This is a genomic window from Nocardia sp. GP40, from assembly GCF_050434125.1.
Classification (GTDB): domain Bacteria; phylum Actinomycetota; class Actinomycetes; order Mycobacteriales; family Mycobacteriaceae; genus Nocardia; species Nocardia albiluteola.
In genome coordinates this window covers 410,477-436,954 of the sequence record NZ_JBNPVW010000004.1, presented here as the reverse complement: position 1 = coordinate 436,954, position 26,478 = coordinate 410,477, and the positions used below count along the sequence as shown (strand labels likewise).

The following is a 26,478-nucleotide window of genomic DNA, read 5'->3' as shown; positions in this document are numbered from 1 at the left end:
GCCGCCGCCCCGTGCCACGGCTCCCGTTTGCGCGGGGGCACACAGCACCGGCTGCTCGTCATGCGGAGCGGCGCACGTGCCCGGCGCGCACCGACACTCCGGTCGGGCGACCATGACGGCGCGCTGTACGGCCAGATCCCTCCGCTGTGTTCGGCTCATTCGTCGGTCACCTGCCGTCCGGTGTCCTGGACCGGGCAGCTGCCCGATACCGCGCAGTGGCGGCAGCCGTCGTTGCGCATGGCCAGATAGCTGGGGCCGCGGGTGGATTCGGCGGCCTGGTGGATGGTGTCGCGCCATTGGCCGATCGACTCGTCGTCCAGGGCCTGCTGCATGCGCTGTGCGGCGCCCTCCTTGGCGCTGGGTTTGGCGACATAGACCAGTCGTGCTCCGCCCGGCAGCGGTCCGGCGGCCGGGTCGTCGGCGGTGTCGTACAGCGCACCGGCGGCCGCGGCCACCTGATAGGTGGCCAGCTGGGCGTGCTCGGCGGCGGCCTGTTTGGAGATCGGCGTCTTACCGGTCTTCACGTCGACGATGACGAAGCGCCCCAGCGCATCTCGTTCCACGCGGTCGACCCGCCCGCGGATGCGCACCGGGTATTCGTCGGGGTTGCGGGCCGGCAGCACGCAGTCGACGGGCACCTCGACACCCAGCTGGGTGAGTTCGTCGCGGGTGTTGTGCAGCCAGGCCAGGAAGGTGTCGAGCATCGTCTCGGTGCGCCGCAGGTCCTGGCGCGAATGCCAGCTCTGCGGACCGGACTCGCCCGAGCCGGGATCCACCGCCTTCCACGCCCGCGCCAACGCGGCCTTGACCTGCGCCTCGCTGACCTGACCGGCCAGCGCCTGCACCAGGGTGTGCACCAGATTTCCCTTGACCGCGTAGGGATTCTCGCCGTCACCGCCGCCGTGCCGCTCCAACGCCCAGCGCAGCGGGCAGGTCTTCAGCAGCTCCACGGTGGACGGGGACAGTGCGACCGGGCCCTCGTCCTGACCCCAGAGCGACAGCTGCGAGCTCAGCTCGGCGGTGCCGTACCAGTCGTCGGGGTGAGCACCGGGCACCCGCGCACCGGCCAGCCGGGCCAACTGCTGCGCCGCACGCCGCCTCCGGTGCGGATCGTCCTCGGGATCGCATGCCACACTGCGCAATTCGGCGATCAGCGCGTGCATGACCAGCGCCCGCCCGGGATCCACCGGGGCCGGGATGCGGCCGGGCTCACCCGCCGCGGCGGCGGCGTCGAGCTCGGCCAGGAACCGCGAGGGCACCAGATCGCGGTCGCCGGAGACCGATTCGACGGCGGTCACCAGCAGCGAGCGGCGCGCCCGGCTGCAGGCGATCAGCAGCAGCCGCCGCTCCTCGGCCAGGATCGGCGCCGACCGGCTGATCCGCTCACCCGAATCGGCAATGCCCGCAACGAGATCCACCAGATCCTCGACGCCCAGCAGTGTCCCGCGCGGGCGCAGGTTCGGCCAGATCCCCTCCTGCACACCGGCAACCGCGACGACGTCCCACTCCCGCCCGGCCGCGGCATGCGCGGAGACGATCGCCACCGCGCCGCCCGACTCGGTGACCGGCGCCGAATCCTGCGGAATCTCCTGCTGTTCCAGATATTCGACGAAGCCCTCAAGGGTAGCGCGGGGCAGCCGGTCGACGTAGGCGGCCGCGGCGTCGAACAGCCCGACCGCGGCGTCCAGGTCGCGATCGGCCTGCATGGCGCCCGCGCCGCCGCGCTCGGATTGCCCGACCCAGCGCCGTTCCAGGCTCGACGCCGTCCACAGCGCCCACAGCACGTCCTCGAGCCCGGCACCGCGCCGCGCGGCCTTCTCCGCCCGCCGCACTGCCTTGAGCACTCGGCGCAACGGCGCGGACTCCACCTCGGTGAGCCGGTCCAGCAGCGAGGCGTCGCCCGTCTCGGTGATCAGATCGCGGAGCACCTCCGCGGAGGATCGGTCCAGATCAGCGAAGCGCGCGGAATCGTTCGAGCCGGAATCGAAGTCGTCGTCCATCTCTCCGGCGGATGCCCTGCGTCGAGTCCCGATCCCGTCGGCCGCCATGGCATCGACGCCGACGGCACGATCCACATCGACCCGGTCAGGGCTCGGCGCGTGGCCGGTTACGTCCGCATCCGCACGCGATATGCCCGAGGCATTCCCGCCCTCCGGCGCATGTGATTCGACAGCGGCGCCGGGCCTGCGCGGGATACCGGATCCGTCCGGCTCGGGTTGCCCGGCGTCGACCGCCCACGGGTCGGCGGGATCTCGCCGCCCGCGTTCGAGCACGGTCCTTCGGATGCCGCGGCGCAGGCGGCGCAGGCTGATCTGATCGGCGCCGCCCAGCGGGCCGGTCAGCAGGTCCAGGGCGTCGTCCTCGGTGAACAGGTCGGGGCGGGCGCGGGTGCCCGCCAGCAGCGCGCGCAATGCCAGCAGCATCCAGGTGGCGCCGCGGCGGCGGGCCAGCGGCACATCCGGCTTCGGCTGCAGCACGGGCACTCCCGCCGCCAGCAGGGCGCGCCGCAGCGGCGCCAGGGACAGCGGCACCGACCGCACGACGACGGCCATGCTCGACCACGGCACCCCGTCGGTGAGGTGGGCGCGGCGCAGGTGGTCGGCGATGAGCGCGGCCTCCTTCGCCGGGGTCGTCAGCACCCGCACCGAGAAGGCCGCTGATTCCAGGGCCGGATCGGCGGGTTCACCGCCGGAATCCACACTGCCGCTGCCGTTCCCGAAATCCGCACCGTAGTGGCCGTTCCGGGAATCCGATTCCCCGGACGGGCTGCGCCGCGCACCGTTCGGACCGAACCGGTGCGGTGCGCGACCCGGCATCCGAGCAGCTATGCGGGCCACCGCATCGTGCACCGGAGCCGCGGCCCGATGGTTGTCGTGCAACACGATTCGGCGCTCGGCGGCCGTCTCGAGATCGGCGAGAAAACGCGGATCCGCGCCACGGAAGGTGAACACGGCCTGATCCGGATCCCCGGCCACCACCGTGCCGGCCGCGCCCCCGCCGACCACCCGGACCAGCTGCGCCGCCAGCGGATCCAGATGCTGGGCATCGTCGACCAGCAGGCACCCGATGCGGGCGCGCTCGGCATCGAGCAGGCCGGGGTCCATCGCGAACGCATCCAGCGCCGCGCCCACCAGCTCGGCAGCGTCCAGCGCCGGCGCACTCGCCTCGGGCGCCTCGATGCCGACCGACCAGCGCAGCAGCATGGCCTGCTCGTACCGTTCGGCGAAGCGGCCCGCGGCCTCCCATTCGGCGCGATCGTGCGACCGGCCCAGCTCGACCAGATCCTCGGGCCCCAGCCCGCGCTCGGTGGCGCGCAGCATCAGGTCCCGCAGCTGCTCGGCGAAGCCGAGCGTGCCCAGCGCGGGCTGCAGCCGCTGCGGCCACAGTTCGACCGCACCGCCGTACGGACTCGCCGGACCCGCCTGGATGTCCTCCAGTTCCCCGCGCAGCATCTCGCGCAGCACCACATCCTGTTCGGCGCCGGTCAGCAGCCGCGGCGGCGGATTGCCGTGTGCCTCGGCGTGCATGCGCAGGATCGCGAAGGCGTACGAGTGCACGGTGCGCACCAGCGGCTCGCGGGTCGCGCCCGGCACGCCGCCGACGATCGCGTCCAAGGGATCGCCGACAGCCGCCGAGACCTGCCGGGCGATCGCGTTGCGCACCCGGACGGCGGCCGATTTGGAGTGCGTGAGCACCAGGATCGACTCCGGGTCCACGCCTGCGACGATCCGGTCGGCCGCGATGTCGACCAGCAGCGACGTCTTTCCCGTGCCCGGCCCGCCCAGCACCTGCCAGGGCCGCCATCCAGGGTCCGCGCCCGCACCGCCCGCGAACAGCGTCCGGACGTCGGCGCCCCACTCCCGCGGGCGAGGAGCCGTCTCGCCGCGGCGCACGAGTCGCACCGAGCTATCCGATCGCATCACGGCCGCTATTTCAACAGACACCCCCGACAGGAAATAATTTCGGCGCAGCAAACTGTGCGGCACCGGGCCGCCGTATCCGTCCTGTGATCGGGCGTACAGGCTGCTTCGGCCGTACGTCCGCCCGGCGACTTCCGACGGATGCCGAACCGTGATTCACCCGCCACCACCAGGGCACGCGTGCGGCTACCACCACCGAACCCGGTTCGGCGCGGCCGCAAATCCCCGGCCCGGCGGATGTCGGTGCCGCCCGGCACAATGGGCCCGTGCCCGAACTCCAGGTGTATGAATACGGTCCCGCCGACGGTCCGCTGCTGCTGGCCCTGCACGGGCTGACCGGGCACGGCAGGCGGTGGGAGGCGCTGGCCACCGAGCACCTGCCCGGCGTGCGCGTCCTCGCGCCGGACCTGCGCGGGCACGGCCGGTCCACCTCGTTGCCGCCGTGGACGTTCGAGGCGGTGGTCGCGGATCTGGTGCGGCTGCTGGACGGTGCGCCCGCGACGGTGGTCGGGCATTCGTTCGGCGGGGCGGTCGGTATTCATCTGGCGCGGCTGCATCCGGAGCTGGTCCGCGCGCTGGTGCTGCTGGATCCGGCGATCGGCCTGGACGCGGAGTTCGCGCACGAACTCGCCGAGGGCATGCTCGCCCGGCCCGACTATCCGGACGCCGAGGCCGCACGCCTGGACAAACTCGAAACCGCCTGGGGCGAGGTCGACTCCGCGCTCCTCGAGGCGGAACTCGCCGAACACCTGGTGCCCACGGCCGGAGGCCGCGTCGGGTGGCGGATGAGCCTGCCCGCGGTCACCTCCTACTGGGGGCAGCTGGCCCGCGCGACCGTACTGCCGCCACCGGAGCTGCCCACCGTGCTGGTGCGCGCGGTGAATTCGCCGTTCGTGACGCCGGAGCTGCGAGACGCGTTCACCGCGCACCTCGCCGAGCGGCTCACGGTGCACGAATTCGACTGCGACCACATGGTGTCCCAGGCGCGCCCGGCGCAGACCGCCGCCGTGCTCCGATCGGTGCTGTAGATGGCGACGACCGACGCGCAGATCGAGCGGGTGCGCGAACTGGTGGCCGCGATTCCGCCGGGCCGGGTGTCGACCTACGGCGATATCGCCGCCGCGGCCGGGCTCTCCACCCCGCGGACCGTCGGGTGGATCATGCGCACCGACTCCGCCGACCTGCCGTGGCATCGAGTGCTGCGCGCCGACGGCACTCCCGCACCGCATCTGGCGCACAAGCAGCTCGCCCGGCTCGCCGCCGAGGGCTGCCCCATCAGCGGTGATCGCGCGGACCTGGCCACTGCCCGATACCGATTCGACAGGTAGCCGGATCCGAACGGCCCGGCCGCCTGCACCTTGACCTGATCCCCTGCCACGCCGACGATCCCGCGCGCGAGGTCGAGCGACTACACGCGGCCGGTGCACTGCTGCCGCGCAAGGGCGGCTCGCCTCAACGCGTTGGAAGGCGGCTCGGTCCTGTCCGCGAGCTCGCCCGGCCGATCGGGACGGTCGGTACACTCCCCGACTCGGACAGATCCGGCACCGTAGGTGTGCGGCATCGGGATCGCCGCGAACTACGATCGGCCCTATGAGGTACCGCGCGGGTGAGCGACTGTGACAACCGTCGACGCGATCGTGCTGGCCGGAGGGCGGGCCACCCGGATGGGAGGGGTGGACAAGCCGGGGATCGTGGTCGGGGGGCGGTCGATGCTGGAGGCCGCGATCGACGCGGTGGCCGGCTGCGCGCGCACGGTCGTGGTCGGCCCGCATCGGTCGGGGTTGGGGCCCGAGATCCGGCAGGTGCAGGAGGTGCCGGCCGGATCCGGGCCGGTCGCCGCGATCGCGACCGGGCTGCGGGCCCTGGCGGAATGTGATTTTCCCGCGGATCTGGTGGTCGTGCTGGCGGCCGATATGCCCTTCCTGTCCGCCGCCGCGATCGAGCAGCTGATCGCGCGTGTCCTCGCGACCGACGCCGAGGCGGTGTTCGCGGCCGACGAGTCCGGCCGTCCCCAGTATCTGGTCGGGGTGTGGCGGCGGACGGCGCTGCTGAACGCGCTCGACCGGCTCGAGGCACCGATGAATCAGCCGATGAAGGCGCTGATCCCCGCGCGTACCGCGATGCTGCCCCTGGACGGCGCGGTCGACTGCGACACCCCGGAGGATGTCGCCCACGCCCGCGCGCAGGCCGCCCCGCTGTCGCTCGACGAAGCCCGAAACATCCTGCGCCGCAAGCTGTCCCGCCTACCGGCCCACCGCACCGCACTGCGCCGGGCGGCGGGGGCGACCCTGGCCCAGCCGCTGACCGCGGCCGAGGCGCTGCCGCGGTTCGACGTCTCGGCGATGGACGGCTACGCCACCTCCGGCGACGGGCCGTGGCGGGTACGTCACGATATCGGGTTCGCCGGGGGCGACCGTCCCGCCGGACTGCACCCCGGGGAGGCGGTGCGCATCGCCACGGGGGCGCACATCCCCGAGGGCACCGACACTGTCGTGCGCGATGAATTCGTCGCCAGCGGCGCGGATGGTCTGCTGCATCGGCTGCCGGACGCCCCGATCCGCGACGATGTGCGCCGCCGCGGCGAGGACTGGCGGCCCGGCGACGTTGTCGCCGTCGAGGGCACGCCTGTCTCGCCCGCGCTGGTCTCGGTCGCGGCGGCCGCGGAGGTCGCCGAGGGCCTGGTACGCGGGCCGGTGCGCGCCCGCATCGTCATGACCGGCGACGAGATCCGCAGCGAGGGCCCGCTGCGCACCGGCCAGACCCGCGACTCGATCGGGCCGGTACTGCCGGACCTGTTGTCCTGGTGTGGAATCCACTCCCTGGACCGGGTGCACCTGCGCGATACCCCGAACGGTTTCGACGAGGTCCTGGCCCACGCCGGCGACTGCGAACTACTGGTGATCGTCGGCGCCACCGGCGGCGGCGTGGCCGATCAGCTGCGCGCCGCGCTGGACCGGGCCGGCGCCCAGGTGCTGGTGCACCGGCTGCGCCTGCGGCCGGGAGGGTCCACGGTGATCGCCGAAATCGACGGTGGCAGGGCGATTCTGGGGCTGCCGGGCAATCCGTTCGCGGCCGTCGCGACACTGCTGGCGGTGGCGCCCGCGATCGTCGAGGGGCTCACCGGCCGCCCGCCGCGCCGCGCCGTGACCGGCCCGCTGCGCAATGCCGGCGAGATATCCGGCCCCGCACCGAGAATCGTGCCCGCCCGCGCGGTCGCGGAGGGCGGCTGGGCCGGGGACGCGCACGTGCGCACCGCCCACCTCGCCGGCCTGCTGGACCGGGACGGCCTGGTCGTCGTGCCGGCGCACGCCACCGACGAGGCCGCGGTCGAATTTCTCCCACTACCGGTCTGACGCCGACCGGTCCCGTGCGGCTTCCTCGGCACTATCGACTTCGACGTCCATCACCAGGTCACGGCGGGCGCGACAGCGCGACCGCTTCGACATGACGCCGCTCGCGGCGCTGCGCGACCAATAGTTCGCCCTGGGCGGCCAATAGAATCGACTTCGTGCACCTTCATCCGGCGGCGTGGTGGACGGTGACCGCGCTGGCGGCGGCCGTGTGGACGGCTGCGGCGGCAGTCGGCGTGGCGATCGGATTGTTCGCGGCGGCGGACACCCGCTGCGGGTCCACCGTCGCGCGGGTCGACATGGCCGGTGGTTGGTGGGTGATCGGCACGGTCGCGATCTGGACAGCTCCGTTCGCCGCCGGTGCGTTGCTGCGGCGCAGCCGGTCGATGATCCTGATCGCGGGTGCGGCGGCTGTGGTCGCGGCGCTTGTCGTGGTGTGGATGTTCACCCACCCCGTGCGCTTCTGCTGGTGACCCGCCGGACTACCGCAACGACTCGACCGCCTTCTCGCGGCTCGGACGTCGCCAACACAGGTCGGAGCGCACCCGTCGACGGGAATGGACCAACGCGCGAATTCGGTTGCCAGAAAGGAATCCCTGCAGAGGAGTGCGCGCATGAAGGTCCGGTTCGGAGTCGGCGTGGGAGCGGGCGCCGAGCCCGCGCGATTCGCGCAGGTCGTGGATCGGCTCGAGGCGGCGGGGGTGGATTCGCTGTGGCTGCCCGAGCTGGTGTACTCGCACACGGTTGATCCGACGGTCGGTATGGCATTCGCACTGTCTCGCACGACTCGGCTGAAGGTCGGTACCTCGGTATCGATCCTGCCCGGACGGCACCCGGTGCTGGTGGCCAAGCAGCTGGCCTCGCTGGCGGCGCTGGCGCCCAAGCGAGTGCTTCCGGTATTCGGCCTGCGCCCGGCCCGGCCCGCCGAATACGACCTGTTCCCGGCGCCCGAGGGCCGCAGGGCCGCTCTGTTCGACGAATCCCTGCGGCTGCTGCGGACCGCGGTGGACAGCGACGAGCTGGATTTCGCGGGCGAGTTCTTCACCGTCGCCGCGAACGGTCTGGGCCCGCGCCCGGCGCGCCCGCTCGATCTCTGGCTCGGCGGTTCGGCCCCGGCGGCACTGCGGCGCGTCGGCCGCCTCGCCGACGGCTGGCTCGGCAGCTTCCTGACACCGCAGGAGGCCGGGCGGGCCCGCGAGACCATCCAGGCCGCGGCCGCCGAGGCGAACCGCGAGATCGAGCCCGACCACTTCGGCATCAGCCTCTTCCTCGCGCAGGACGGCATTCCTCCGGAGTTCGCCGCCGGCGCTCGCGCCCGCCGCCCCGGCGTGGACCCCGCCGACCTCATCGCGGACGGCTGGCCCGATCTGCACCGCAAGCTCGACGGCTACCTCGCCGCGGGCCTGACCAAATTCGTGATCGGGACCACCGACACCCGCCCCTACAACGAGTTCATCGATCGTTTTGTCGCGGAGGTGATTCCGCGCCAGAACTGAGTGTTCGGACTCAGCGGGCGCGCAGGAACTGCCCGGTGCGCTGGACACCCAGTACGGGCGCGGGCCGGCCGTTGCCGAAAACATATGTGCCGCCGACGAATACCGCGGTAACGGTGTCGTCGTTGCGGTTCACCATGCGCGACAGGTTGTCGAAGTAGGGCGCCGGGTGCTCGGCGTAGGCGTCCAGGCTCTCGTCCAGGCGGCCGGGATCGACGACGACCGCGTCGGCGCGGTCACCGACCCGCAGGTGGCCCGCGTCCAGGCCGTACCAGTCGGCGAGTTCCCCGGTGAGGCGGTGCACGGCCCGTTCGACGGTCATGAACGCCCGGCCCGCCCGCTCGGCGTCGTACACCCGGCGCAGCAGCCGCAGCCCGAAATTGTAGAAGGCCATGTTCCGCAGATGCGCACCGGCATCCGAAAATCCCAGTTGCACACCGGGATCCGCGGCGAAGCGGTCCAGCACGTGCGGGCGGTGATTGGATATCGTGGTGTGCCAGCGCACCTTCGGGCCGTGCTCGACAACCAGATCCAGGAACGCATCCACCGGATGCAGGCCGCCCCGGTCCAGGCCGACCTGGCCGAAGGTCTTGCCGATCACCGCGGCGTCCGGGCATTCGACGATCTCGGCGTCGAAGAAGTCGCGGTGCCACACCCGGGGCCCGTACTTCTTGTCATAGTCCTTGCGGAACCATCGCCGGTAGTCCGGGCTCGCCAGCAGTTCCCGGCGTTCGGTCAGCTGATTCGATAGGTGCAATGCCGCCGCGCCCGAACCGAATTCCTCGAACACGGGCAGGTCGATGCCGTCGGAGTACACCTCGAACGGCACCGGCAGATGCTGCCAGCGGAAGTCGCCGCCCAACCCGTTGAGCACCCGCGCGATCGCCGGAAAGATGTGTGCGACGGCCGGAATGGCCTTGATGTCGGCGGCCGAGAGCAGACTCACCTTCAGCGGCCGCCGCCCGATACCGAGGGTGCTGGCGGCCATGGCCACCAGGCTCTGCGGGCGCGCCACGTCCGGCCCGCCCTGCAGCGCCCGATACCGCCGCCGCAGGATCGCGTTGAGCCGCCGCCGTTCTCGCGTGGTCGCATAGGTCGAGGGCAGCGTCCGGGATCGGCACAACTGCCCGTCCAGCTTGTCGAACAGCAACTGCTGCGAGGACATGCCGACGAAGCCGGCGTCCAGGGCCTCGGTGAGATTCCGCTCCATCGCCGACAGCTCGGTCGCGTCGGGGCGCACGTCGGCGCGGGTGGCCCGGTCCAGCCCCATCTGCGCGGCGCGGATATCCGAATGCCCCAGGAAGCTCGCGATATTCGTGCCCAGCGGCAGTGCCTGCAGCGCCTCGGCGTATTCCGCGGCGGTGCGCCAGGTCTTCAGATCACCGATCGCCTCGATGACGTGGCGGCGCGGAATCGCCTCCACCCGGCCGAACAGATCCCCGGCCACCTCAGCGCCCACATGCACCGTGGACAGCGAGCAGGAACCCAGCAGGACGGTGGTAACGCCGTGCCGAACCGACTCCGGCAGACCGGGTTCCAGCAGCACCTCCACGTCGTAGTGGGTGTGGATATCGATGATGCCCGGCATCACCCACTTGCCCGTCGCGTCGATGACGGTGCCGCAGCCCGTCTCGTCGAGCGGCGTCGTGGAGATCGTCTCGACGCGCCCAGCGCGGATCCCCAGATGGCGGACCGCCGATGGCGCGCCGGTGCCGTCGAACCAGCGGCCGCCGCGGATGATGCTGTCGTACATAGGATCACCTCATGTGATTGCCCGGCTCAGATCTCTATCTCCCGCCGCACGACCTTGCCGGTGGCGTTGCGCGGCAGCGGTTTCGTGGTGATCACCCAGCGGGCGGGCACCTTGAAGTAGGCCAGGCGCTCGGCGACGAAGGCGCGTAGCTCCGCCTCGCCGACCGCGGCGGCGTCGATGACGACCACGACCGCCGCCACCTCCTGGCCCAGGTCCTCGTGCGGGACCCCGAGCACCGCCGACTCGACCACCGCGGGGTGCTCGTCGAGGGCGTTCTCGATCTCGATGGGGTACACGTTCTCTCCGCCGCGCAGGATGAGATCGCTGCGGCGGCCGGACAATCGCAGGCGCCCGTCCTCGAGGATGCCGAAATCGCCGGTGCGCAACCATCGTTCGCCGTCGATCGCGGCGGCCGTGGCGGCCTCGTCGTTCCAGTAGCCGAGCATCACATAGGGGCTGCGCACGCAGATCTCGCCCTCCTGCCCATCGGGCAGCGGCTTACCGTCCAGGTCGCGGATCTCGACGCTGACGCCGAGGATCGGGCTGCCCACCGTCTCGGGATGCGCGGCCAGCTCCGGTGGCGTAGCAACCGTTGCGGCCGTGCCGCTTTCGGTCATCCCGTAGCTAGTGGTCAGCGCGACCTGCGCGACCGGGAGCCGCTCGCGCAGGCGCTGATGAAAGGCCGGGGAGGAGGGTGCGGCATTGAGCGAGAACGCGGCCAGACTGGACAGGTCGTAGCCGCTCAGGTCGTGCTCGAGCATGCGCGCGGCCATGGTCGGCACCGCGCCCCAGTTGCTCACGCGCTCGCGTTCCACCAGCCGCAGCACCCGGTCCACCTCGAACGAGCCCTGATGGATAATCACCGCCGCGCCGGTGGCCAGGCGCGGAATCACCAGGTTGTGCAGGCTGGCGATGTGGAACAGCGGCGAGGTGAGCAGGAAGCGCTTGTCGCTCGGCTCGGCGAGCTCCTGACCCCGGAACGCCGCGACCATGGCGTCGCCGAAGCGGTGATAATCCGTGACGGCCACCAGATTCCGATGTGAATGCACCACACCCTTGGGACGCCCGCTGGTGCCGCTGGTGTAGAGCACGACGGCCGGATCGTCCTCGCCGAGCGAAACCGTCGGGACCGCACCGGAATACGCGTCGACGAGCGCCGGAACGTCGTGCTCCATCGTGAGCACCGGCACCCCGGCATCCGATTCCCGCAGCAGCGCGGCCCGTTTCGCGTCCGCGATCACCACCGACGGCGTCGTGTGCTCGAGCCCGTACGCGATTTCGCGCGGCGCCCACCATGCGTTGTAGCCCACCGCGATCGCGCCGAGGCGTTGGGCCGCCCAGAAGGTCAGGACCCATTCCGGCGTGTTGGCGGCCAGGATTCCGATGCGGTCGCCCTTGCCGACGCCGTATCGATCCGCCAGCGCGGCCGCCAGCGCGCCTGCCGCGGCGGCGTGTTCGGCGAACGACATGCGCCGGTCCGCGGTCACCAGGTAGTCGCGGTCTCCCCAGGCCGCCGAGGCGTCGAGCAGTTCGAGCAGCGATCCGCGGCGGTGCCGCAGCACCGGCATCGGCGCGCCCAGCACCTCCTCGACGGTCATCTCGAACGGCCCGCCCGGCCCGGTGAGGGCCGCGGCGATGCCCGCGGCGGCGGCCCGGGGATCGCTCGCCCCAACCCCGGCGCTTCGGGTGGCGGGGCGGGAATCGGCGGTCCCGGATCCGGTGACGGGTGACGGGTCGGTCCGCGGTGCGGTGGGCTCGGTCATGTGCGTCCTACTCTTGTCCCGGGATCAGCACGGCACGGCCGCGGATGAGCCCGCGGTCGAGGCGGTCGAAGGCGGCAGGCCCGTCCGCGAGGGCGAACCGCTCCACCTCCACCCGCACCCGGCCCGCCTGTGCCAGCGCCACCGATGCGTGCAAATCGCTTCTGGTGCCACCGTACGATTTGCGCACCGTCGCACCCCACGGCAGCCCCGGTCCCCCGGCGGGCCCGGCATCCAGGCCCAGCGCCCCGCCACCCAGACCGACGATCCGGTAGGCGCCGTTCGGGGCGACCGTTTCGGCCGCGAGCGCCACCGTGGCGTCGGTGCCGACGAAGTCGAAGACCGCCTCCGCACCCCGGCCCCCGGTGAGCTCGAGGATTCGCGCGGCGGCGCCGTCCGCGAGCAGGCCCAGATCCGCTCCGCAGGCCGCGGCCAGGTCCAGCTTGTCCTGCGCCACATCCACGGCGATGACGCGGGCCGCGGTGACGGCCCTCAGGATCTGCACCGCGACGTGCCCGAGCCCGCCGATACCGATTGCGACGGCAGTGGCCCCGGGCCACAGCTGGTCCGCCGCGCCGCGGATCGCGTGATACGGAGTCAGCGCGGCATCGGCGAGCGGCGCGGCCTGGGCGAACTCCAGATCGCCGATCGGAACGAACGAATTCGCAGGCACCCGAACGTATTCGGCCATGCCGCCGTCGGGTCCGAGACCGGGGCACGGGGGCATCGCCGCCCGGCCCGCGGCCAGGCACACATTCTCGTTGCCGCGCACGCACTCCCGGCACACCCCGCACGACCAGCACAGGTAGACCACGCCGCGCTCACCGGCGGTGCGCCCCCGCACCTGCGGCCCGATCGCCTCGATGGTTCCGGCGATCTCGTGCCCCATGGTCAGCGGGTCCTCGCGCAGCGCGAAGGGCAGGCCCAGCACGTACGAATCGGAATGGCAGATCCCAGCCGCGCCGACGCGCAGCAGCAGCTCGTCCGGCGCGATGTGGGGCACCGGGACCTCACGCATTTCCAGCCTTCCGGGCCCAGTCAGCTGTAGCGCACGCATCATCTCACTCATGACCGCACCGCCTCGAAGGTCGCCCGCAGGTACGCATCCGAGCGGTCCGAACCGAACAGTCCCGCGGCCATGCGATTCATGGTGTACGCGAAGGTGATCCGGCGATCCAGGTCGTTGACGACCATGGCCCCTCCGTACCCGGCCCACCAGCACACCCGGCCGGTCGGCACATGCGGCGCGGTCTGCGGCTGTGGCAGCCCGTAGCCGATGCCGAACCGCAGCGGGGTCAGCAGTGCCAGATCGACCCCGTCGGCCTGCTGCTCGAAGATGAGCTCGATGGTCCTGGGCGAGAGGAACTTTCGTCCGCCCAGCTCGCCGCCGCAGGAGATCAGCGATTGGACCCGGGCTACCGAGCGCGCGTTGCCGTGCCCGTTGACCGCGCCGATCTCGGCCTGCCGCCAACCAGGCGTGGCGGTTTCGGCCACGTCGAGCAGCGGGCTGGTGAGGGTCTTGACCAGGATGCTGTCCTGATCGAGGGCGGCCATGTCGAACTCGGGCAGCTCCGGCTGCACCAGCGTGGCGATGCGGTCGAAATGTTCTGGCCCGGTGCCGATGTGGAAGTCGGCGCCTAGCGGCCCGGCCAGTTCCTCGGCGAAGAACCGGCCCAGCGAGCGCCCGGTGATGCGCCGGACGACCGCGCCGATCAGATGCCCGTAACTCAGCGCGTGATACGCCGATGCCGAACCCGGCTCCCACCAGGTCGGTTGGGCCGCCAGGCGCGCCGCGGCCGCCTCCGCGTCGTAGAGGTCCGCGATCTCGATCGGCCGTTCCCAGCCCGAGACGCCGGAGGTGTGCGAGAGCAGATGGCGAATCTCGACCTCGTCCTTGCCATTCGCGGCAAATTCCGGCCAGTAGTGCGCGACGCGCTCGTGGATGTCGAGCTCCCCGCGATCCACCAGCAGCAGCGCGCACAACGCGGTCATGGTCTTGGTGATGGAGAAGACGTTCACCAGGGTGTCCGGCCGCCACGGCGCGGACCGGCCGGGATCGGCGTAGCCGCCCCACAGATCCAGCACCGGGTCACCGTCGACGGTGACACACAGTGCCGCGCCGAGCTCCTCGCCCGAGGCCAGCTGCCCATCGAATGCCGCACGCACCGCGGCGAATTCGTCGAGGCAGAACCCGGACGAGCCGGGTAGCGACGATGATTCACGCCTGTCCGCGGTCTGCTCGCTCATCCCCGGACCCCGGCTCCGGCGCGGGCTGGAACCGGCAACGAATTGCCCGCCGCAGCAGCACGTTTCGCCCCTGCCGCGATCTCCTCGAGCATATTCCGCACATACGGCTCGAATTCGACCTGGATGGTGTGGCGCGGCGAATCGTAGTATCGCCCCGCGCGGCGGGCCTCGTGCGCATGGACGGCGGCATCGATCTCCGGCCGTGCGGGCAGGTGATAGCGACCGGTCAGGTAGGCGGCGAGGAATTTGGTCTGCTGCTCGGCGAAATTCACCAGCGTCGGTAGCGGCTGGGCCAGGCCCATGAAGAACAGGTTGTCGATGCCCGGTTTCATCATCAGCTGGAACAGCGGGAAGCGATTATTGTTGTCCGGCAGCAGATCCGGGTCGACAAAGAACGGGAAGCTGATGTGGTAGCCGGTCGCGCAGAGCACCACGTCCACCTCCTCGGAGGTGCCGTCGGCGAAGTACACCCGCGAGCCGTCCAGCCGGGCGATGGCCGGTTTGAACGAGATGTCGCCGCAGCCGGCGCGGTGCAGGAATTCCTCACTGGCGGACGGATGCGCCTCGAATGGTCGATGATCGGGCTTGGGCAGCCCGTAATTCTCCATCTCCCCGCGGTATTTGCGCACGAACCGCTGCTTGAGTTTGAGCATCACCCGCGGCGGGATCCAGCGCGGGGTCTGCCGCCGGTCGCCGACCTGGCCGTTGACATATTTCGGCAGCACCCACACGCCCCGACGCGCGGAGACCCACAGCTTGTCCGCGACGAACCGCTGCGACAGCTCCGAGGCGATGTCCAGGCCCGAATTGCCCATGCCCACCACCACGATTCGCTTGCCGCGCATATCGATCGGGTCGAACGGATCGTTGTAGGCGTGGCTGTGCATGAGCACGCCGTCGAATTCGCCGGGATAGCCGGGCAGGCTCGGATCCCAGTGGTGCCCGTTGCACACAGCCAGCACGTCGTAGACCGCGGTCTCACCGGTGCTCGTGGTGACGACCCACAGACCGTCGCTGTCGCGTTCGGCAGCAACGATTTTCGTGTTGAACCGGATGCGGTCGCGGATGCCGAAGTGGTCGACGTAGTCCTTGAAGTACTGCAGCAACTCGGAGTGGTGCGGGAAGTCCGGCCAGTGCTCGGGAGCCGGAAAGTCCTCGAACTGCAGGCGATACGTGGAGGTATCGATGTGCAGGCTCTGATAGCAGGCCGACATGCCATTGGGATTCTTGAAATACCAATTCCCGCCGACCTCGTCCGAGGCCTCGTAGCAATCGAAGGGGATGCCGTGCTCGGCAAGGCGTTTGGCGGTGGTGATTCCCGACGGTCCGGCGCCGATGACGCACACCCGGGGCAGTTCGCGTGTATCCAACTCGGTTCTCCTGTTCGGCCGCTGGGCCGCCCGTGACGTGATACACACGCTAACACTCACTAGACATTGCGTCTAGTGAATGTTGGAGCGTCTATTATTGTCGGCATGCCGGAGACACCACGCGGCTCGCTACGCGAGGAGCAGAAGCGACTGACCCGCCTGCGCATCATCGATGCGGCGCGGGAACTGTTCGTGACCCAGGGCTATTCGGGCGTGCGGGTGGACGACATCGCCGCCGCCGTGGGCTGCAGCCGCGCCACCTTCTACCTGCATTTCACCGGGAAGACCGAGGTGCTCAGGGCGATCGCCGAACAGGGCACCCTGCCGACGGTGCGGGACTTCTACGCGGACCTGGACCGCGTGCTGGTCACCGGATCGCGCGAGGAGTTCGACGCCTGGATGGCCCGCGCCATCGCGTGGTTCGTCGAGAACAAGGATCTGCTGCCCGCTTGGGACGAGGCCACCGCCCTCGAGCCCGAGTTCCGCGAGGTGGCCCGCGAGGGCATCATGACGCTGGCCGATGGCATGCCGCAGTATCTCGCCCGCTGGCCGCACGAGCGCCGCGACGAGGCCCGGCTGCGCATCGAACTGCTCGTCGCGCAGCTCGAGCGCTTCTTCACCCGGTGGGCCATGCAGGGCACCATCGACGTGACCGCCGCGCAGGCCGCGGAGGTGCTGACCGACATCTGGTTCCCGGCCCTGCAGGCGCCCAGCTGATCCCAACCGGGACGACCGGGCGAGCGGCTATTTGGATTTCGGCGGAAGGGTGCGCGCGTACGCGACCCCCCGATCGATCCACTCCTGCAGCGCCGAATCGTCGACCGAGTCCGTGACGATGCGCAGCCAATTCTTCATCTCGCGTCCGCCCATCACCATCGGCGCCACCCGCTTACCGTCGATCAGCGAATCGGCCTCTGCGGGATCGACCCGCACCAGGAGCCCACCCTGACCGCTGGCGGCAACGGCCATATTGCCGCCGATCAGAAAGGCCAGGCCGCCGAACATCTTCTTCTCGACCGACTCCGGAAGCGCGGGCCCGAGCAGGTCCCGGATCCGATCGGCCAGTTCCATGTCGTACGCCATGGGTGCATTGTGGCATCGGCCACCGACAATTAGACCCCGAGCGCGGGTGCGAATACCCGCCAGGAATCATGCAGATCGTCCTGCCAGTACGGCCAGGAGTGGGTGCCGCCGCGGAAGACCTCGGTGGCCGGAATGCCCAGCGCCGCGAGGCGGGCGGTGAACGCATGGGTGCAACCGTTCGCGATCCCCTCCAGCGCCCCGCCCACCAGCAGCCGATCGGTGAGCACGCCGGCATTGCCGCCGGTCGACGGGTCGGCGAGCGTGTCATACGCGCCCGGCACGCCGTTTCCGACCGAGACGTACAGCGCCACCCCTCGCAGCCGCGCGGCGTTGAGGGCCGGATCGTGCGCCACCCAGGCCGGGCTGCCGGGCGGTCCCCACATGTTCGCGGCATCCGCGCCGAACGACGCGAGCTGGGAGTACACCATCGCCCGGGCAGCGGGATCGCTCGTGCTCGGGCATCCACTGAACACCCCGGCCGCCTGGTACAGCCCCGGCGCCTCGATCGCCAGATCCAGCGCCGAGGTGCCCGACATCGACACTCCTGCAACGGCATTGCGGCCGGTCATGCCGAACCGGGCGTTCAGCAGCGGCGGCAGTTCGTGGATCAGGAAGGTGGACCACTGGTTGCGGCCCAGGGCGGGGTCGTCGGCCGCCCAATCGGTGTAGTAGCTGGCGCGCCCGCCGATCGGCACGATCACGTTGACGTTCTTGTCGGCGAAGAACCGCGCCGCGTCGGTGCGCACGTTCCACGGTCCGCCGCCCTCGCCGCCGTCGACGGCGTTGAGCAGATACAGCGCGGGAGCGGGCCCGTCGGGATGCGAAACCCACAGCGTGATCGGCTTGTTCATGGCCGCGGAGTAGACGACCACCTGATACTGCCGCCCGCCCAGCGGACGCACGTCCAGCACAGCGGGGCGGCGACCGGCATCGGCCGAGGCCACGCCGGGGATCAGCAGAGCGATCCCAGCTATTGCGGCGAAGAGACAATGCAGTACTCGGCGCATTCCATCCACTATGCCTCGAGAAAACGAATGTGTGCCCTGTCGATGTACGTGTTCACCCGAATGTGAACGGGGTCGCGATCATCGGACACCGAACCAGCCGAAGGCATCAGCATCCGGTCGGCTAACTTTTGCGGGTCCGGCCGCATCCGAAATGCCGGATGCGGCCGGCCGCCCCGACGCTCAGCCCCGTTCGGCCGCCTCCCGCAGCACCTTCAGATCGAGCTTGGACATGGTGCGCATGACCGCGCCCACCTCCGCGGCCCGCTCGCCGCTCAGCAGTTCTGTCAGCCCGGCGGGCACCACCTGCCAGGACAGCCCGTACCGATCCTCGAGCCAGCCGCAGGGGCCGGGCTTACCGCCCTCGGTCAGGGCATCCCACAGCCGATCGACCGCCTCCTGGTCGTCGACCACGACCTGGATCGAGGCCGCGTCGGTGTGGGTGTGCCCGGGTCCGCCGTTCAGCAGCGTGATCGCGTGACCGGCGAGCTCGAGCGTGACGACGAACGCGGAGCCGTCCTCGCCGCGGGTGACGCCGGTGATGCGGGAATCCGGGACGGACGCGACGTAGAACTCGGCGGCGCGCTCGGCCTGGGTGTCGAACCAGAGGAAGGTGCTGACGCTGGTCATGATGTGCTCCTTGGGGTGTTTCGGGAACCTGCTGTCACGAGTAGGTCGGAGCCGCTCGAACCCATTCGACGCATTTTCACGAACTCTGCGAAACTTTTTTCGGGCAGAGCAAGGGCGTGCTTCCAACCGGAGACTAGTCCGCGCGCATCACCGGGTGACGCAGGCACATCCACATCGAGTTGCGCTGCTCAGTGCCGGTCTTCGCCCGCCTGCCATACGAAGCGATCTCATCAGCATCGATATACAGCTGATCGGCCAGCCGCGCCTCTGTCGCCGCCGGAGCGGCCACGATCCGATCAGGCACGAACCCCAGCCACGGCAGAGTGCATAGCGCCACGGCCAGTCCCCGCCGGTCGGTCGGCCCACGACCTCGCCCCGGATCGACGAACGCGACGTCGGCCGCGGTCAGAGTGAAATAGCGAAACAACTCGTCCCGCGTGATCCCCGGGAACTCCCGAAGCCGCTCCAGTTCCTCGACCCGTGACTGTGGATGCGTTTGCGTCGCAACAGGGTTCGGTTCGACGCCGCGGAGTAGGCGCGGCCGGCAATCACCACGTCCTGGTTGCGGCTACAAGGGCGGTGATGAGCGGGTCCGCTGCCTGCGGCCGAAGTCCAGACAATCGCAGATAGTTAATGAGGCTGGTATCTCCGGCGACCCGGTGCCGGACCGCTTCACCCGCCGCCCGAATTCGGGCGCGAACGCGAAATTCCAAATGAATGCGTTCCTGAAGTCCGGCGGCTGGGTGTACGAATACGGCACGCCGTCCGGGCGCAACAATGCATGTGGCGCGGGTGCACGAGCGCGATATGCAGGATCTCGGCGCCTACGAACGATGCGACTCTGGACAAGGTCGGCGGGCCCTCCTGCGCGCGGGGAACGCCGAGGCCGCCGAGCTCCTCGGGCAGGCCCAGCTTCTCCCAGCCGCCCTCCTGCATCGCGCGGAAGGACTTCTTGCCAGCCAGTCGATGATCGTGTGTGGCCGCACAAGCTCGATCGGTGTTGGGTGTGTTCTCCGTGGTGGGAGATTAGTGACGCGGCCGATTGCCATTCTGGGTGAGTGTTCAGCGAACGCGCTGAGAACCCGCTTCCTTGCCCGAATGCTGTGTTGGAGGGACTGGCGGGAAACCGGTCGGCGCCACCCGATGTTCTGCTGCGGCTTGCGGATGCGTCCACTCGGATGCCAGGACGACAAGGCCGGGCATGACTCGGCCCGACCGTAACGCGGGCCGCTGACTCGCCGACCAGAACCCCGAGTGACTACCTCGCCATGGCGGTCGGCCGCTGCGGCGAGCCGACTCCCGCGGACGACGGACGCGCGGGATTCGCCGGAGCGACCGCGGCCGGGCGCGGATTGTTGTCCACGCACTCCGCCGGATCCAGCGCCAGCCGATAGCCCCGCTTCACCACGGTCTGAATCGCCTTCGGGGTGCCGAGCCCGGCGCGCAACCGCGCGATCCCGGTCTCCACCGCATGCGTATCGTCACCACCGCCAGGCAGCGCCGCGAGCAGATCGCCCCGCGAGACGACCCGGCCGGGCTGGCGGGCCAGCGCCCGCATCAATGCCATCGGTGCCGGCGCCAGCTGGCGCACGGTCCCGTCCACCACCACGCATCCCCCGCGCACGCTCAGTTCGTGCCCGGCGGCGTGAATCCGGTTGGTGCGCCGGGGAAGTTCCTCTGCGACATGCCGGGCCAGCGCGCCCAGCCGCGCCCGTCCGGGCACCGTGGTGCTCACCCCGAGCTCCTCGAGCGGGGCGGCGGTGATCGTCCCGACGCAGGCGGGCAGCACCCGGGTCCGCAGGGCATGCAGCACGCCCTCCAGCAGCCCGGTTTCCTTGGCGCGCATCAGCATCGAGGCCACCGCGGGTGCACTGGTGAACGTCACGCAGTCCAGCGCGGCGGTGATGATCGCCTCGATCATCCGGTCCATCGGGCCCTGATCCTCCGGCGGCACCCAGCGATACACCGGTACCGGCACGACATCGGCTCCCGCGCAACGCAATACCTCGCAGAAGTCGGGCACCGGCTCCCATTCGGTGGTGGCGCCGTGCAGCTGGACCGCCACGCGCACGCCCTCCACGCCCTCCGCGAGCAGGTGATCGAGCACCTCGGCGGAGGACTCCGAGGCCGGCGACCATTCCTCGCGCAGCTCGGCGGCGCGGATGGCGCCCTTGGCCTTCGGGCCGCGCGCGAGCAGCCGGGTGGAGCCCAGCGTGCTGCGCAGATCCTCGGCCAGGCCCCAGCCCTCCGCGGCCTCCATCCAGCCGCGGAAGCCGATCCCCGTCGTGGCGACGGCGATCTGCGGGGGCTCGGCGACCAATTGCCGTGTCACCCGCTCCAATTCGGTGTCGTCGGCCAGGGGAATGATCCGGATGGCCGGGGCGGAAACGATGGTCGCGCCGCGGCGAGTCAGTATGGTGGCGAGTTCGTCGGCACGCCGGGCGGCGGTGACGCCGACGGTGAACCCCTCCAGCACGCGCTGTTCGGTATCCATCGACTGCTCCCCCGGGTACATCGCTCGATCGATCATGGACAAGCCACGGGCTCGTTCGACACCGACACTACCCCGTCGTGCACCGCGACCGCATATACCGGCAGCGCGACTCCGACGCCGTCCAGGCACCGCCCGTCCAGCAATGAGAAGGCCTGCTTGAGCAGCGGCGAGGCGACCACGGGCAGCCCGGCGCGATCGCCGACGATGCCACGCGACATCACCGCCGCCCGCCCGAAGGGGTCGATGTTGTCCACCGCGTACACGGTGCCGTCGGCCAGCAGGAACAGCGCGGCCTGCCGCCCGCCCTTCAGCAGCACCGCGACGCCGCGGCCGGGAATCAGATAGTCGAGGCGGCACGCCTGCGTCCAGCCTGCGGTGAGGACGGGGGCCATGGTGGGGGTGTCGATCACGGTCATCGGTAATTCTCCTCCGAACGCCCTACCTATTGGTACAGGCGGACTGTTTCCACGCGATTACGCGTCTATTTCCCGGGGATCTCCGCGGCGGGCATGCTGGGAACGGCTGCAACGCTGTCGGCCTGCCCTGTGCCCTTCGCGGTTACACTCCGCTGCCTCCTCCCGGCACGACGGGCAGGCCGAGCAGCACGGGTGTCTTGCGCTCGCCCGCGTCGTCGAAGGCGATGGTCGGGTCGGGCTCGGCCGGGGCGTTGACGAAGGAGACGAACCGCGACAGCTTCTGCGGATCCTCCAGCACCGCGGCCCACTCGTCCTTGTACCCGGCGACGTGGCGGGCCATCGCGGCCTCGAGCTCGGCGGCGATGCCGAGGGAGTCCCCACAGACGACCTGCTTCACGTACTCGATCCCGCCCTCGAGCGACTCCTGCCACGGCGCGGTGCGCTGCAGCCGGTCCGCGGTGCGGATGTAGAACATCAGGTAGCGGTCGATGTACGCGATCAGGGTCTCGTCGTCGAGATCGCCGGCCAGCAGCACCGCATGCTTGGGCGTCAGGCCGCCGTTGCCACCGACGTACAAATTCCAGCCGTTCTCCGTGGCGATGACGCCCACGTCCTTGCCCCGTGCCTCGGCGCACTCGCGGGCACAGCCCGAGACGGCCAGCTTGAGCTTGTGCGGGGACCGCAGGCCGCGATAGCGCTTCTCCAGCAGCACCGCCATGCCCACCGAATCCTGCTGCCCGTACCGGCACCAGGTCGAGCCCACGCAGCTCTTCACCGTGCGCAGTGACTTGCCGTAGGCGTGGCCGGATTCCATGCCGACGTCGACCAGCCGTTGCCAGATCTGCGGCAGCTGCTCCACCCGCGCACCGAACAGGTCGATGCGCTGACCACCGGTCACCTTCACGTACAGATCGAATTCCTTGGCGATCTGCCCGATGGTGATCAGCTGGTCGGGGGTGACCTCGCCGCCGGGCATCCGCGGCACCACCGAATAGGTGCCGTTCTTCTGCAGATTCGCCAGGAAGTGGTCGTTCGTGTCCTGCAGCGCGGCCTGCTCGCCGTCCAGGATGTGATCGCTCGCGGTGGAGGCCAGGATGGAGGCGACCGCGGGCTTGCAGATGTCGCAGCCGGATCCCTTGCCGTACTTGGCGATCAGGCCCGAGAACGTGCGAATCCCGGTGACCTGGACGATCTGGAACAGCTCGGCCCGGGACTGCTCGAAGTGCTCACACAGCGCCTTGGACATCTGCACGCCGGACTGCTCGAGCAGCTTCTTGAGCATGGGAACGCAACCGCCACAGGAGGTTCCGGCCGCGGTGCAGGACTTGATCGCGGGCACATCGGCCGCGCCCTCGGCGATGGCGCCGCAGATCGCGCCCTTGGAGACGTTGTTGCAGGAGCAGATCTGCGCGTCGTCGGGCAGGGCGTCCGCGCCCAATTCCGCTCCGGCGGGCGAGATCAGCGCCGCGGGCTCGGCCGGCAGCTCGCTGCCCACGAGCGGGCGCAGCGCCGCGTACTGCGAGGCATCGCCCACCAGGATGCCGCCGAGCAGCGTCTTGGCGTCGTCGGAGACAACGAGTTTGGCGTAGGTGCCCTTCGCGGCGTCGTGCAGCACCACCGACAGCGCGCCCTCGGAAGTACCATGCGCGTCACCGAAACTGGCCACGTCCACGCCGAGCAGCTTGAGCTTGGTCGACATGTCCGCGCCCGGGAATTCGCCCGCGCCGCCGAGCATCCGGTCCGCGACGATCTCCGCGGTGGTGTAGCCGGGCGCGACGAGTCCGTAGCAGACACCCTCGACCGCGGCGACCTCGCCGATCGCGTAGATGTGCGGATCGCTGGTGCGCAGGCCCAGGTCGGTGATCACGCCGCCGCGCGGGCCGACCTCCAGCCCGGCATCGCGGGCGATCTCATCGCGCGGGCGGACCCCGGCGGAGAAGACGACCAGCGCCGCGTCGATGACGCTGTCGTCCGAGAGCGTCACCCGCACACCGGAATCCGCCGGTTCGATCGACGTGGTGCCCACACCGGTGTGCACGGCCAGCCCCAGATCGGTGACCAGGCGCTCCAGGATCGCGCCGCCGCCCTCGTCGACCTGGGCGGGCATGAGGCGCGAATTGTATTCCACCACATGAGGTTCCAAGCCCAGCAGCCGCAGCGCGTTGGCGGCCTCGAGTCCGAGCAGGCCGCCGCCGACCACGACGCCGGTCGCCCCAGGCCCGGCGGCCTCCGCCGCGGCCCGGATGCCGTCCAGATCCCCGAGGGTGCGGTAGATGAAGCATTCGTCCCGATCGTGGCCCGGTACGGGGGGCACGAACGGATACGACCCGGTGGCAAGCACCAGCGCGTCGTAGCCGATGACCTCGCCGCCGGACGTGGTGACCTTGCGCGCGGCGCGGTCGATGGACTCCGCGCGCACGCCCAGGCGCATGTCCACCAGGTCGTCGCCGGGATAGTCGTTACCGGGCAGCGCCAGCGCCGCGGCATCCCATTCGCCGACGTACGAGGACAATCCGACCCGGTCGTAGGCGGCCAGGGCCTCCTCGCTCAGCACCACGATCTGCCAGTGGTTCTCGGTGTCGCGCGCCCGCAGCGCCTCGACGAATCGGTGGCCGACCATGCCGTGGCCGACGACGACCACGGTGCGCTGGGCGGGAATGCTCGGCGTACTCACAGGGGACCTCCTGAATTCCGGATGACCCCACGGTAGGAAACGGGTATTGCGCCGATGCTGCGCGAAATGACCGGCGAATCAACGGTTGCTCACGATCGGCGTGATCTTGCCGTGAGAACCGGCTCATTTCGCGCACGCCTCACCGGCGAGCAAGCCCGGCGGTGAATTCACACCGGCCGGGCTCGCTGTCGTTTCAGTTTCAGTTCCAGGTGTCCTCGAGCATGCGCGGCTTGCACGCCTGCCACGCCCCCGCCAGCATCACCAGCACCGCGACACCCAGCAGCGCGAACGGCGCGCCCCAGCCGCCGACGGTGGTGTGCAGCATCCCGAACAGCAGCGGGCCCACGCAGGCCACCAGGTAGCCGACGCCCTGGGTGAATCCGGACAGCGCCGCCGACCCGGCCTGGGTGCGGCTGCGCAGGTTGATCAGCGTCAGCGCCATGGGGAACGTGCTGGGCCCCAGGCCCAGCAACAGCACCCACAGCAGCGGCGCGGCCATCGGCGCCACCAGCAGTCCGGTGAACGCCACGGCGTAGCAGACCGCGCACGCGGCCACAACCGGGAAGGGATTGCGCACCCGCGCGGTGACGGTCGGTGCGAACAGGGCCGCACCCAGGCCGATCAGCGAGAAGATGCCGACCATGGTGCCGCCGAAGGACGCGCTCGCGCCCGCATCGGAAAAGATCTTCGGCATCCAGGTGAACATGGAATAGGTGGTCAGCGAGGTCATGCCGAACATCCCGGCCATGCCCCACGCCACCGGCGAGCGCCAGGGCCGGCCGGCGGCCGAGTCGGGCTCGGCCGCGGGCAGCGCGGTCCGGTCGACGACGTCGCGCCCACGCCGATCACGCAGCACCCCGATCCACGGCAGCGCCGCGGCGAAGGCCACGACCGCCCACAGCCCAATCGACACCCGCCAGCCGTCCGCGTCGGCCAGCGGCACCGCGACCAGCGCGGGCAGCACGGTGCCCGCCTGCACCATCGTGATGTACAGCGCGCTGACCAGCGCGAGACGATCCGAGAAGTACCGCTTCACCAGCGGCGGGATCACGACGTTGCCGATGCCCATGCCCGCCAGGGCCACCGCCGAGAACAACAGCAGCTCCCCGGTCTGCGGGACGACCGCCCGCACCGCCTGCCCGGCGCCGGCGGCCAGCATCGCGACCAGCGCGGTGCGCTCGAGCCCCAGCCGGCGCACCAGGATCGGGGTCAGGACGCCCGCGGCGGCGAACATCGCGGTCGGGATCATGCCGAACACGCCGACGATCGCGGTCGAGTAGCCGACCTGGGCTCCGATCCGCTCGGCCAGCGGGGTGAATGCGGTGACCGCGAGCCGCAGGGTGAACGCCGAGGCGATGATGGCGGCGAAGACGAGCATTCGTCCCTCGAACAGGGATCGGCGGGTCAGGCCCTCGGCGGTCGTCTTCTCGCTGGTCGTCGGCTCAGCAGTCACGGTCGATGTCACCGCGAAATCATAGGATGACCGGATGATGGGAGGCAATTCAATAACGCCGATGTACGCTGTTATCCGTGCAACAAGTCCGGCGTACCAGCCTCATCGCACAGGTCACGGAGCAGCTGCGGGCCGAGATCCGATCCGGCCGCTGGCCCGTCGGCTCCCGCATCCCCACCGAGCCCGAGCTGACCGAGCTCACCGGCACCGGCCGCAACACCGTCCGCGAGGCGGTGCAGGCCCTGGTCCACGCGGGCATGCTCGAACGCCGCCAGGGTTCGGGCACCTACGTCATCGCCATGTCCGACCTCGGTGGCACGCTGGCGAAATACTTCGCCGACGCGGTCGAGCGAGACATCCTCGAGCTGCGTCAGGCGCTCGACACCCAGGCCGCGCGCCTGGCCGCCCAGCGCCGCGACGATGCCGACATCGCCATGCTGAACCGGCTGATGCAGGAGCGCCTCCAGGCCTGGGACGAGGACGACCCCGGCGCCATCCACGCCGATATCCAGCTGCACCGCGCCATCGTGGTCGCCAGCCACAACGCGGTGTATCTGGAGTTCTACGACTCCCTGCTGCCGGTGATGGAGCAGGGCATCCGCAGCCGCACCGCCCAGGCGGGCGGCTCGTATCACGCCGAGCACGCGGAGCTGGTGAACGCGGTCATCGACGGCGATCCCGAGCGCGCCGCGCGCGCGGCCAACTGCTTCCTGAGCTCGCTGATCGCGGAGTATCCGGAACGGTAAACGAGATGTCACCGCGGTGACGGGGCCGCGGTGAGCGGGATTTGCCGCGGCTGTCATCGCTCGAGATACCCGCGTAACGGCGCGT

At 70.4% G+C, this 26,478-nt stretch carries 20 protein-coding genes and 1 pseudogene; 7 read left to right on the top strand and 14 right to left on the bottom strand.

Annotated features, from left to right (window positions below; genetic code table 11):
• Positions 1-155: 155 nt before the first annotated feature.
• Entirely contained in the window at positions 156-3,920 is a 3,765-nt protein-coding gene (locus tag ABH933_RS15200) for an ATP-dependent helicase (RefSeq protein ID WP_429425606.1), read from the bottom strand.
• A 266-nt stretch (positions 3,921-4,186) separates the two neighbouring features.
• Here ABH933_RS15200 and ABH933_RS15195 point away from each other — a divergent pair, with 266 nt between their 5' ends.
• The 5 genes from ABH933_RS15195 (at position 4,187) to ABH933_RS15175 (ending at position 8,766) form a co-directional block, all read left to right on the top strand.
• Entirely contained in the window at positions 4,187-4,948 is a 762-nt protein-coding gene (locus tag ABH933_RS15195; RefSeq protein ID WP_429425491.1) for an alpha/beta fold hydrolase, read from the top strand.
• The gene (locus tag ABH933_RS15190) at positions 4,949-5,248 is read left to right on the top strand and encodes an MGMT family protein (protein WP_429425493.1); all 300 of its coding nucleotides are present in this window, start codon (positions 4,949-4,951) and stop codon (positions 5,246-5,248) included.
• Between the two features lie 288 nt (positions 5,249-5,536).
• The gene (locus ABH933_RS15185; protein WP_429425495.1) at positions 5,537-7,273 is read left to right on the top strand and encodes an NTP transferase domain-containing protein; all 1,737 of its coding nucleotides are present in this window, start codon (positions 5,537-5,539) and stop codon (positions 7,271-7,273) included.
• 155 nt (positions 7,274-7,428) lie between these two features.
• On the top strand, positions 7,429-7,743 hold the full coding sequence (locus ABH933_RS15180; RefSeq protein WP_429425496.1) for a hypothetical protein: 315 nt from the start codon (positions 7,429-7,431) through the stop codon (positions 7,741-7,743).
• 141 nt (positions 7,744-7,884) lie between these two features.
• Positions 7,885-8,766 (top strand): TIGR03854 family LLM class F420-dependent oxidoreductase, encoded by an 882-nt coding sequence (locus ABH933_RS15175; RefSeq protein WP_429425498.1) that lies wholly within the window; start codon positions 7,885-7,887, stop codon positions 8,764-8,766.
• A 10-nt stretch (positions 8,767-8,776) separates the two neighbouring features.
• On the opposite strand, the gene ABH933_RS15170 is transcribed toward ABH933_RS15175, so the two are convergent.
• Genes ABH933_RS15170 through ABH933_RS15150 form a run of 5 tightly spaced genes read right to left on the bottom strand, consistent with a single transcriptional unit; the run spans position 8,777 to position 15,893 of the window.
• Positions 8,777-10,516, bottom strand: coding sequence for an N-acyl-D-amino-acid deacylase family protein (locus ABH933_RS15170; protein WP_429425500.1), 1,740 nt, complete (start codon positions 10,514-10,516; stop codon positions 8,777-8,779).
• 26 nt (positions 10,517-10,542) lie between these two features.
• On the bottom strand, positions 10,543-12,279 hold the full coding sequence (locus ABH933_RS15165; RefSeq protein WP_429425502.1) for a class I adenylate-forming enzyme family protein: 1,737 nt from the start codon (positions 12,277-12,279) through the stop codon (positions 10,543-10,545).
• A gap of 7 nt (positions 12,280-12,286) precedes the next feature.
• A complete protein-coding gene (locus ABH933_RS15160) occupies positions 12,287-13,333 on the bottom strand; it encodes an alcohol dehydrogenase catalytic domain-containing protein (protein WP_429425608.1) in 1,047 nt (348 codons plus the stop codon).
• An 8-nt stretch (positions 13,334-13,341) separates the two neighbouring features.
• Complete coding sequence (locus ABH933_RS15155) at positions 13,342-14,523, bottom strand: serine hydrolase domain-containing protein (RefSeq protein WP_429425504.1); 1,182 nt, start codon at positions 14,521-14,523, stop codon at positions 13,342-13,344.
• Positions 14,520-15,893: a flavin-containing monooxygenase gene (locus tag ABH933_RS15150; protein ID WP_429425506.1), complete on the bottom strand. Its 1,374-nt coding sequence runs from the start codon at positions 15,891-15,893 to the stop codon at positions 14,520-14,522. Before ABH933_RS15150 ends, ABH933_RS15155 begins: the two co-directional genes overlap by 4 nt.
• Before the next feature lie 105 nt (positions 15,894-15,998).
• Here ABH933_RS15150 and ABH933_RS15145 point away from each other — a divergent pair, with 105 nt between their 5' ends.
• Positions 15,999-16,610, top strand: coding sequence for a TetR/AcrR family transcriptional regulator (locus ABH933_RS15145; RefSeq protein ID WP_429455037.1), 612 nt, complete (start codon positions 15,999-16,001; stop codon positions 16,608-16,610).
• A 27-nt stretch (positions 16,611-16,637) separates the two neighbouring features.
• Here ABH933_RS15145 and ABH933_RS15140 read toward each other — a convergent pair whose 3' ends face one another.
• The 8 genes and pseudogenes from ABH933_RS15140 to ABH933_RS15105 form a co-directional block, all read right to left on the bottom strand.
• A complete protein-coding gene (locus ABH933_RS15140) occupies positions 16,638-16,976 on the bottom strand; it encodes a TfoX/Sxy family protein (RefSeq protein ID WP_429425510.1) in 339 nt (112 codons plus the stop codon).
• 29 nt (positions 16,977-17,005) lie between these two features.
• Positions 17,006-17,983 (bottom strand): alpha/beta hydrolase, encoded by a 978-nt coding sequence (locus tag ABH933_RS15135; RefSeq protein ID WP_429425512.1) that lies wholly within the window; start codon positions 17,981-17,983, stop codon positions 17,006-17,008.
• Between the two features lie 180 nt (positions 17,984-18,163).
• Entirely contained in the window at positions 18,164-18,610 is a 447-nt protein-coding gene (locus ABH933_RS15130; protein ID WP_429425514.1) for a VOC family protein, read from the bottom strand.
• Positions 18,611-18,797: 187 nt separating this feature from the next.
• Positions 18,798-19,079 (bottom strand): annotated as a pseudogene (locus ABH933_RS15125) (DUF4158 domain-containing protein); the annotation flags it as partial.
• 789 nt (positions 19,080-19,868) lie between these two features.
• Complete coding sequence (locus ABH933_RS15120) at positions 19,869-21,104, bottom strand: uroporphyrinogen-III synthase (RefSeq protein WP_429425516.1); 1,236 nt, start codon at positions 21,102-21,104, stop codon at positions 19,869-19,871.
• Between the two features lie 32 nt (positions 21,105-21,136).
• On the bottom strand, positions 21,137-21,520 hold the full coding sequence (gene nirD / locus ABH933_RS15115) for a nitrite reductase small subunit NirD (RefSeq protein ID WP_429425518.1): 384 nt from the start codon (positions 21,518-21,520) through the stop codon (positions 21,137-21,139).
• 142 nt (positions 21,521-21,662) lie between these two features.
• Positions 21,663-24,194, bottom strand: coding sequence for a nitrite reductase large subunit NirB (gene nirB, locus ABH933_RS15110; protein WP_429425520.1), 2,532 nt, complete (start codon positions 24,192-24,194; stop codon positions 21,663-21,665).
• A 199-nt stretch (positions 24,195-24,393) separates the two neighbouring features.
• Positions 24,394-25,572, bottom strand: coding sequence for an MFS transporter (locus ABH933_RS15105; RefSeq protein ID WP_429425610.1), 1,179 nt, complete (start codon positions 25,570-25,572; stop codon positions 24,394-24,396).
• 152 nt (positions 25,573-25,724) lie between these two features.
• Here ABH933_RS15105 and ABH933_RS15100 point away from each other — a divergent pair, with 152 nt between their 5' ends.
• Positions 25,725-26,393 carry a FadR/GntR family transcriptional regulator gene (locus ABH933_RS15100; protein WP_429425522.1) on the top strand — a complete coding sequence of 223 codons (669 nt, stop codon included), beginning with the start codon at positions 25,725-25,727 and terminating at the stop codon, positions 26,391-26,393.
• Positions 26,394-26,478: the final 85 nt, after the last annotated feature.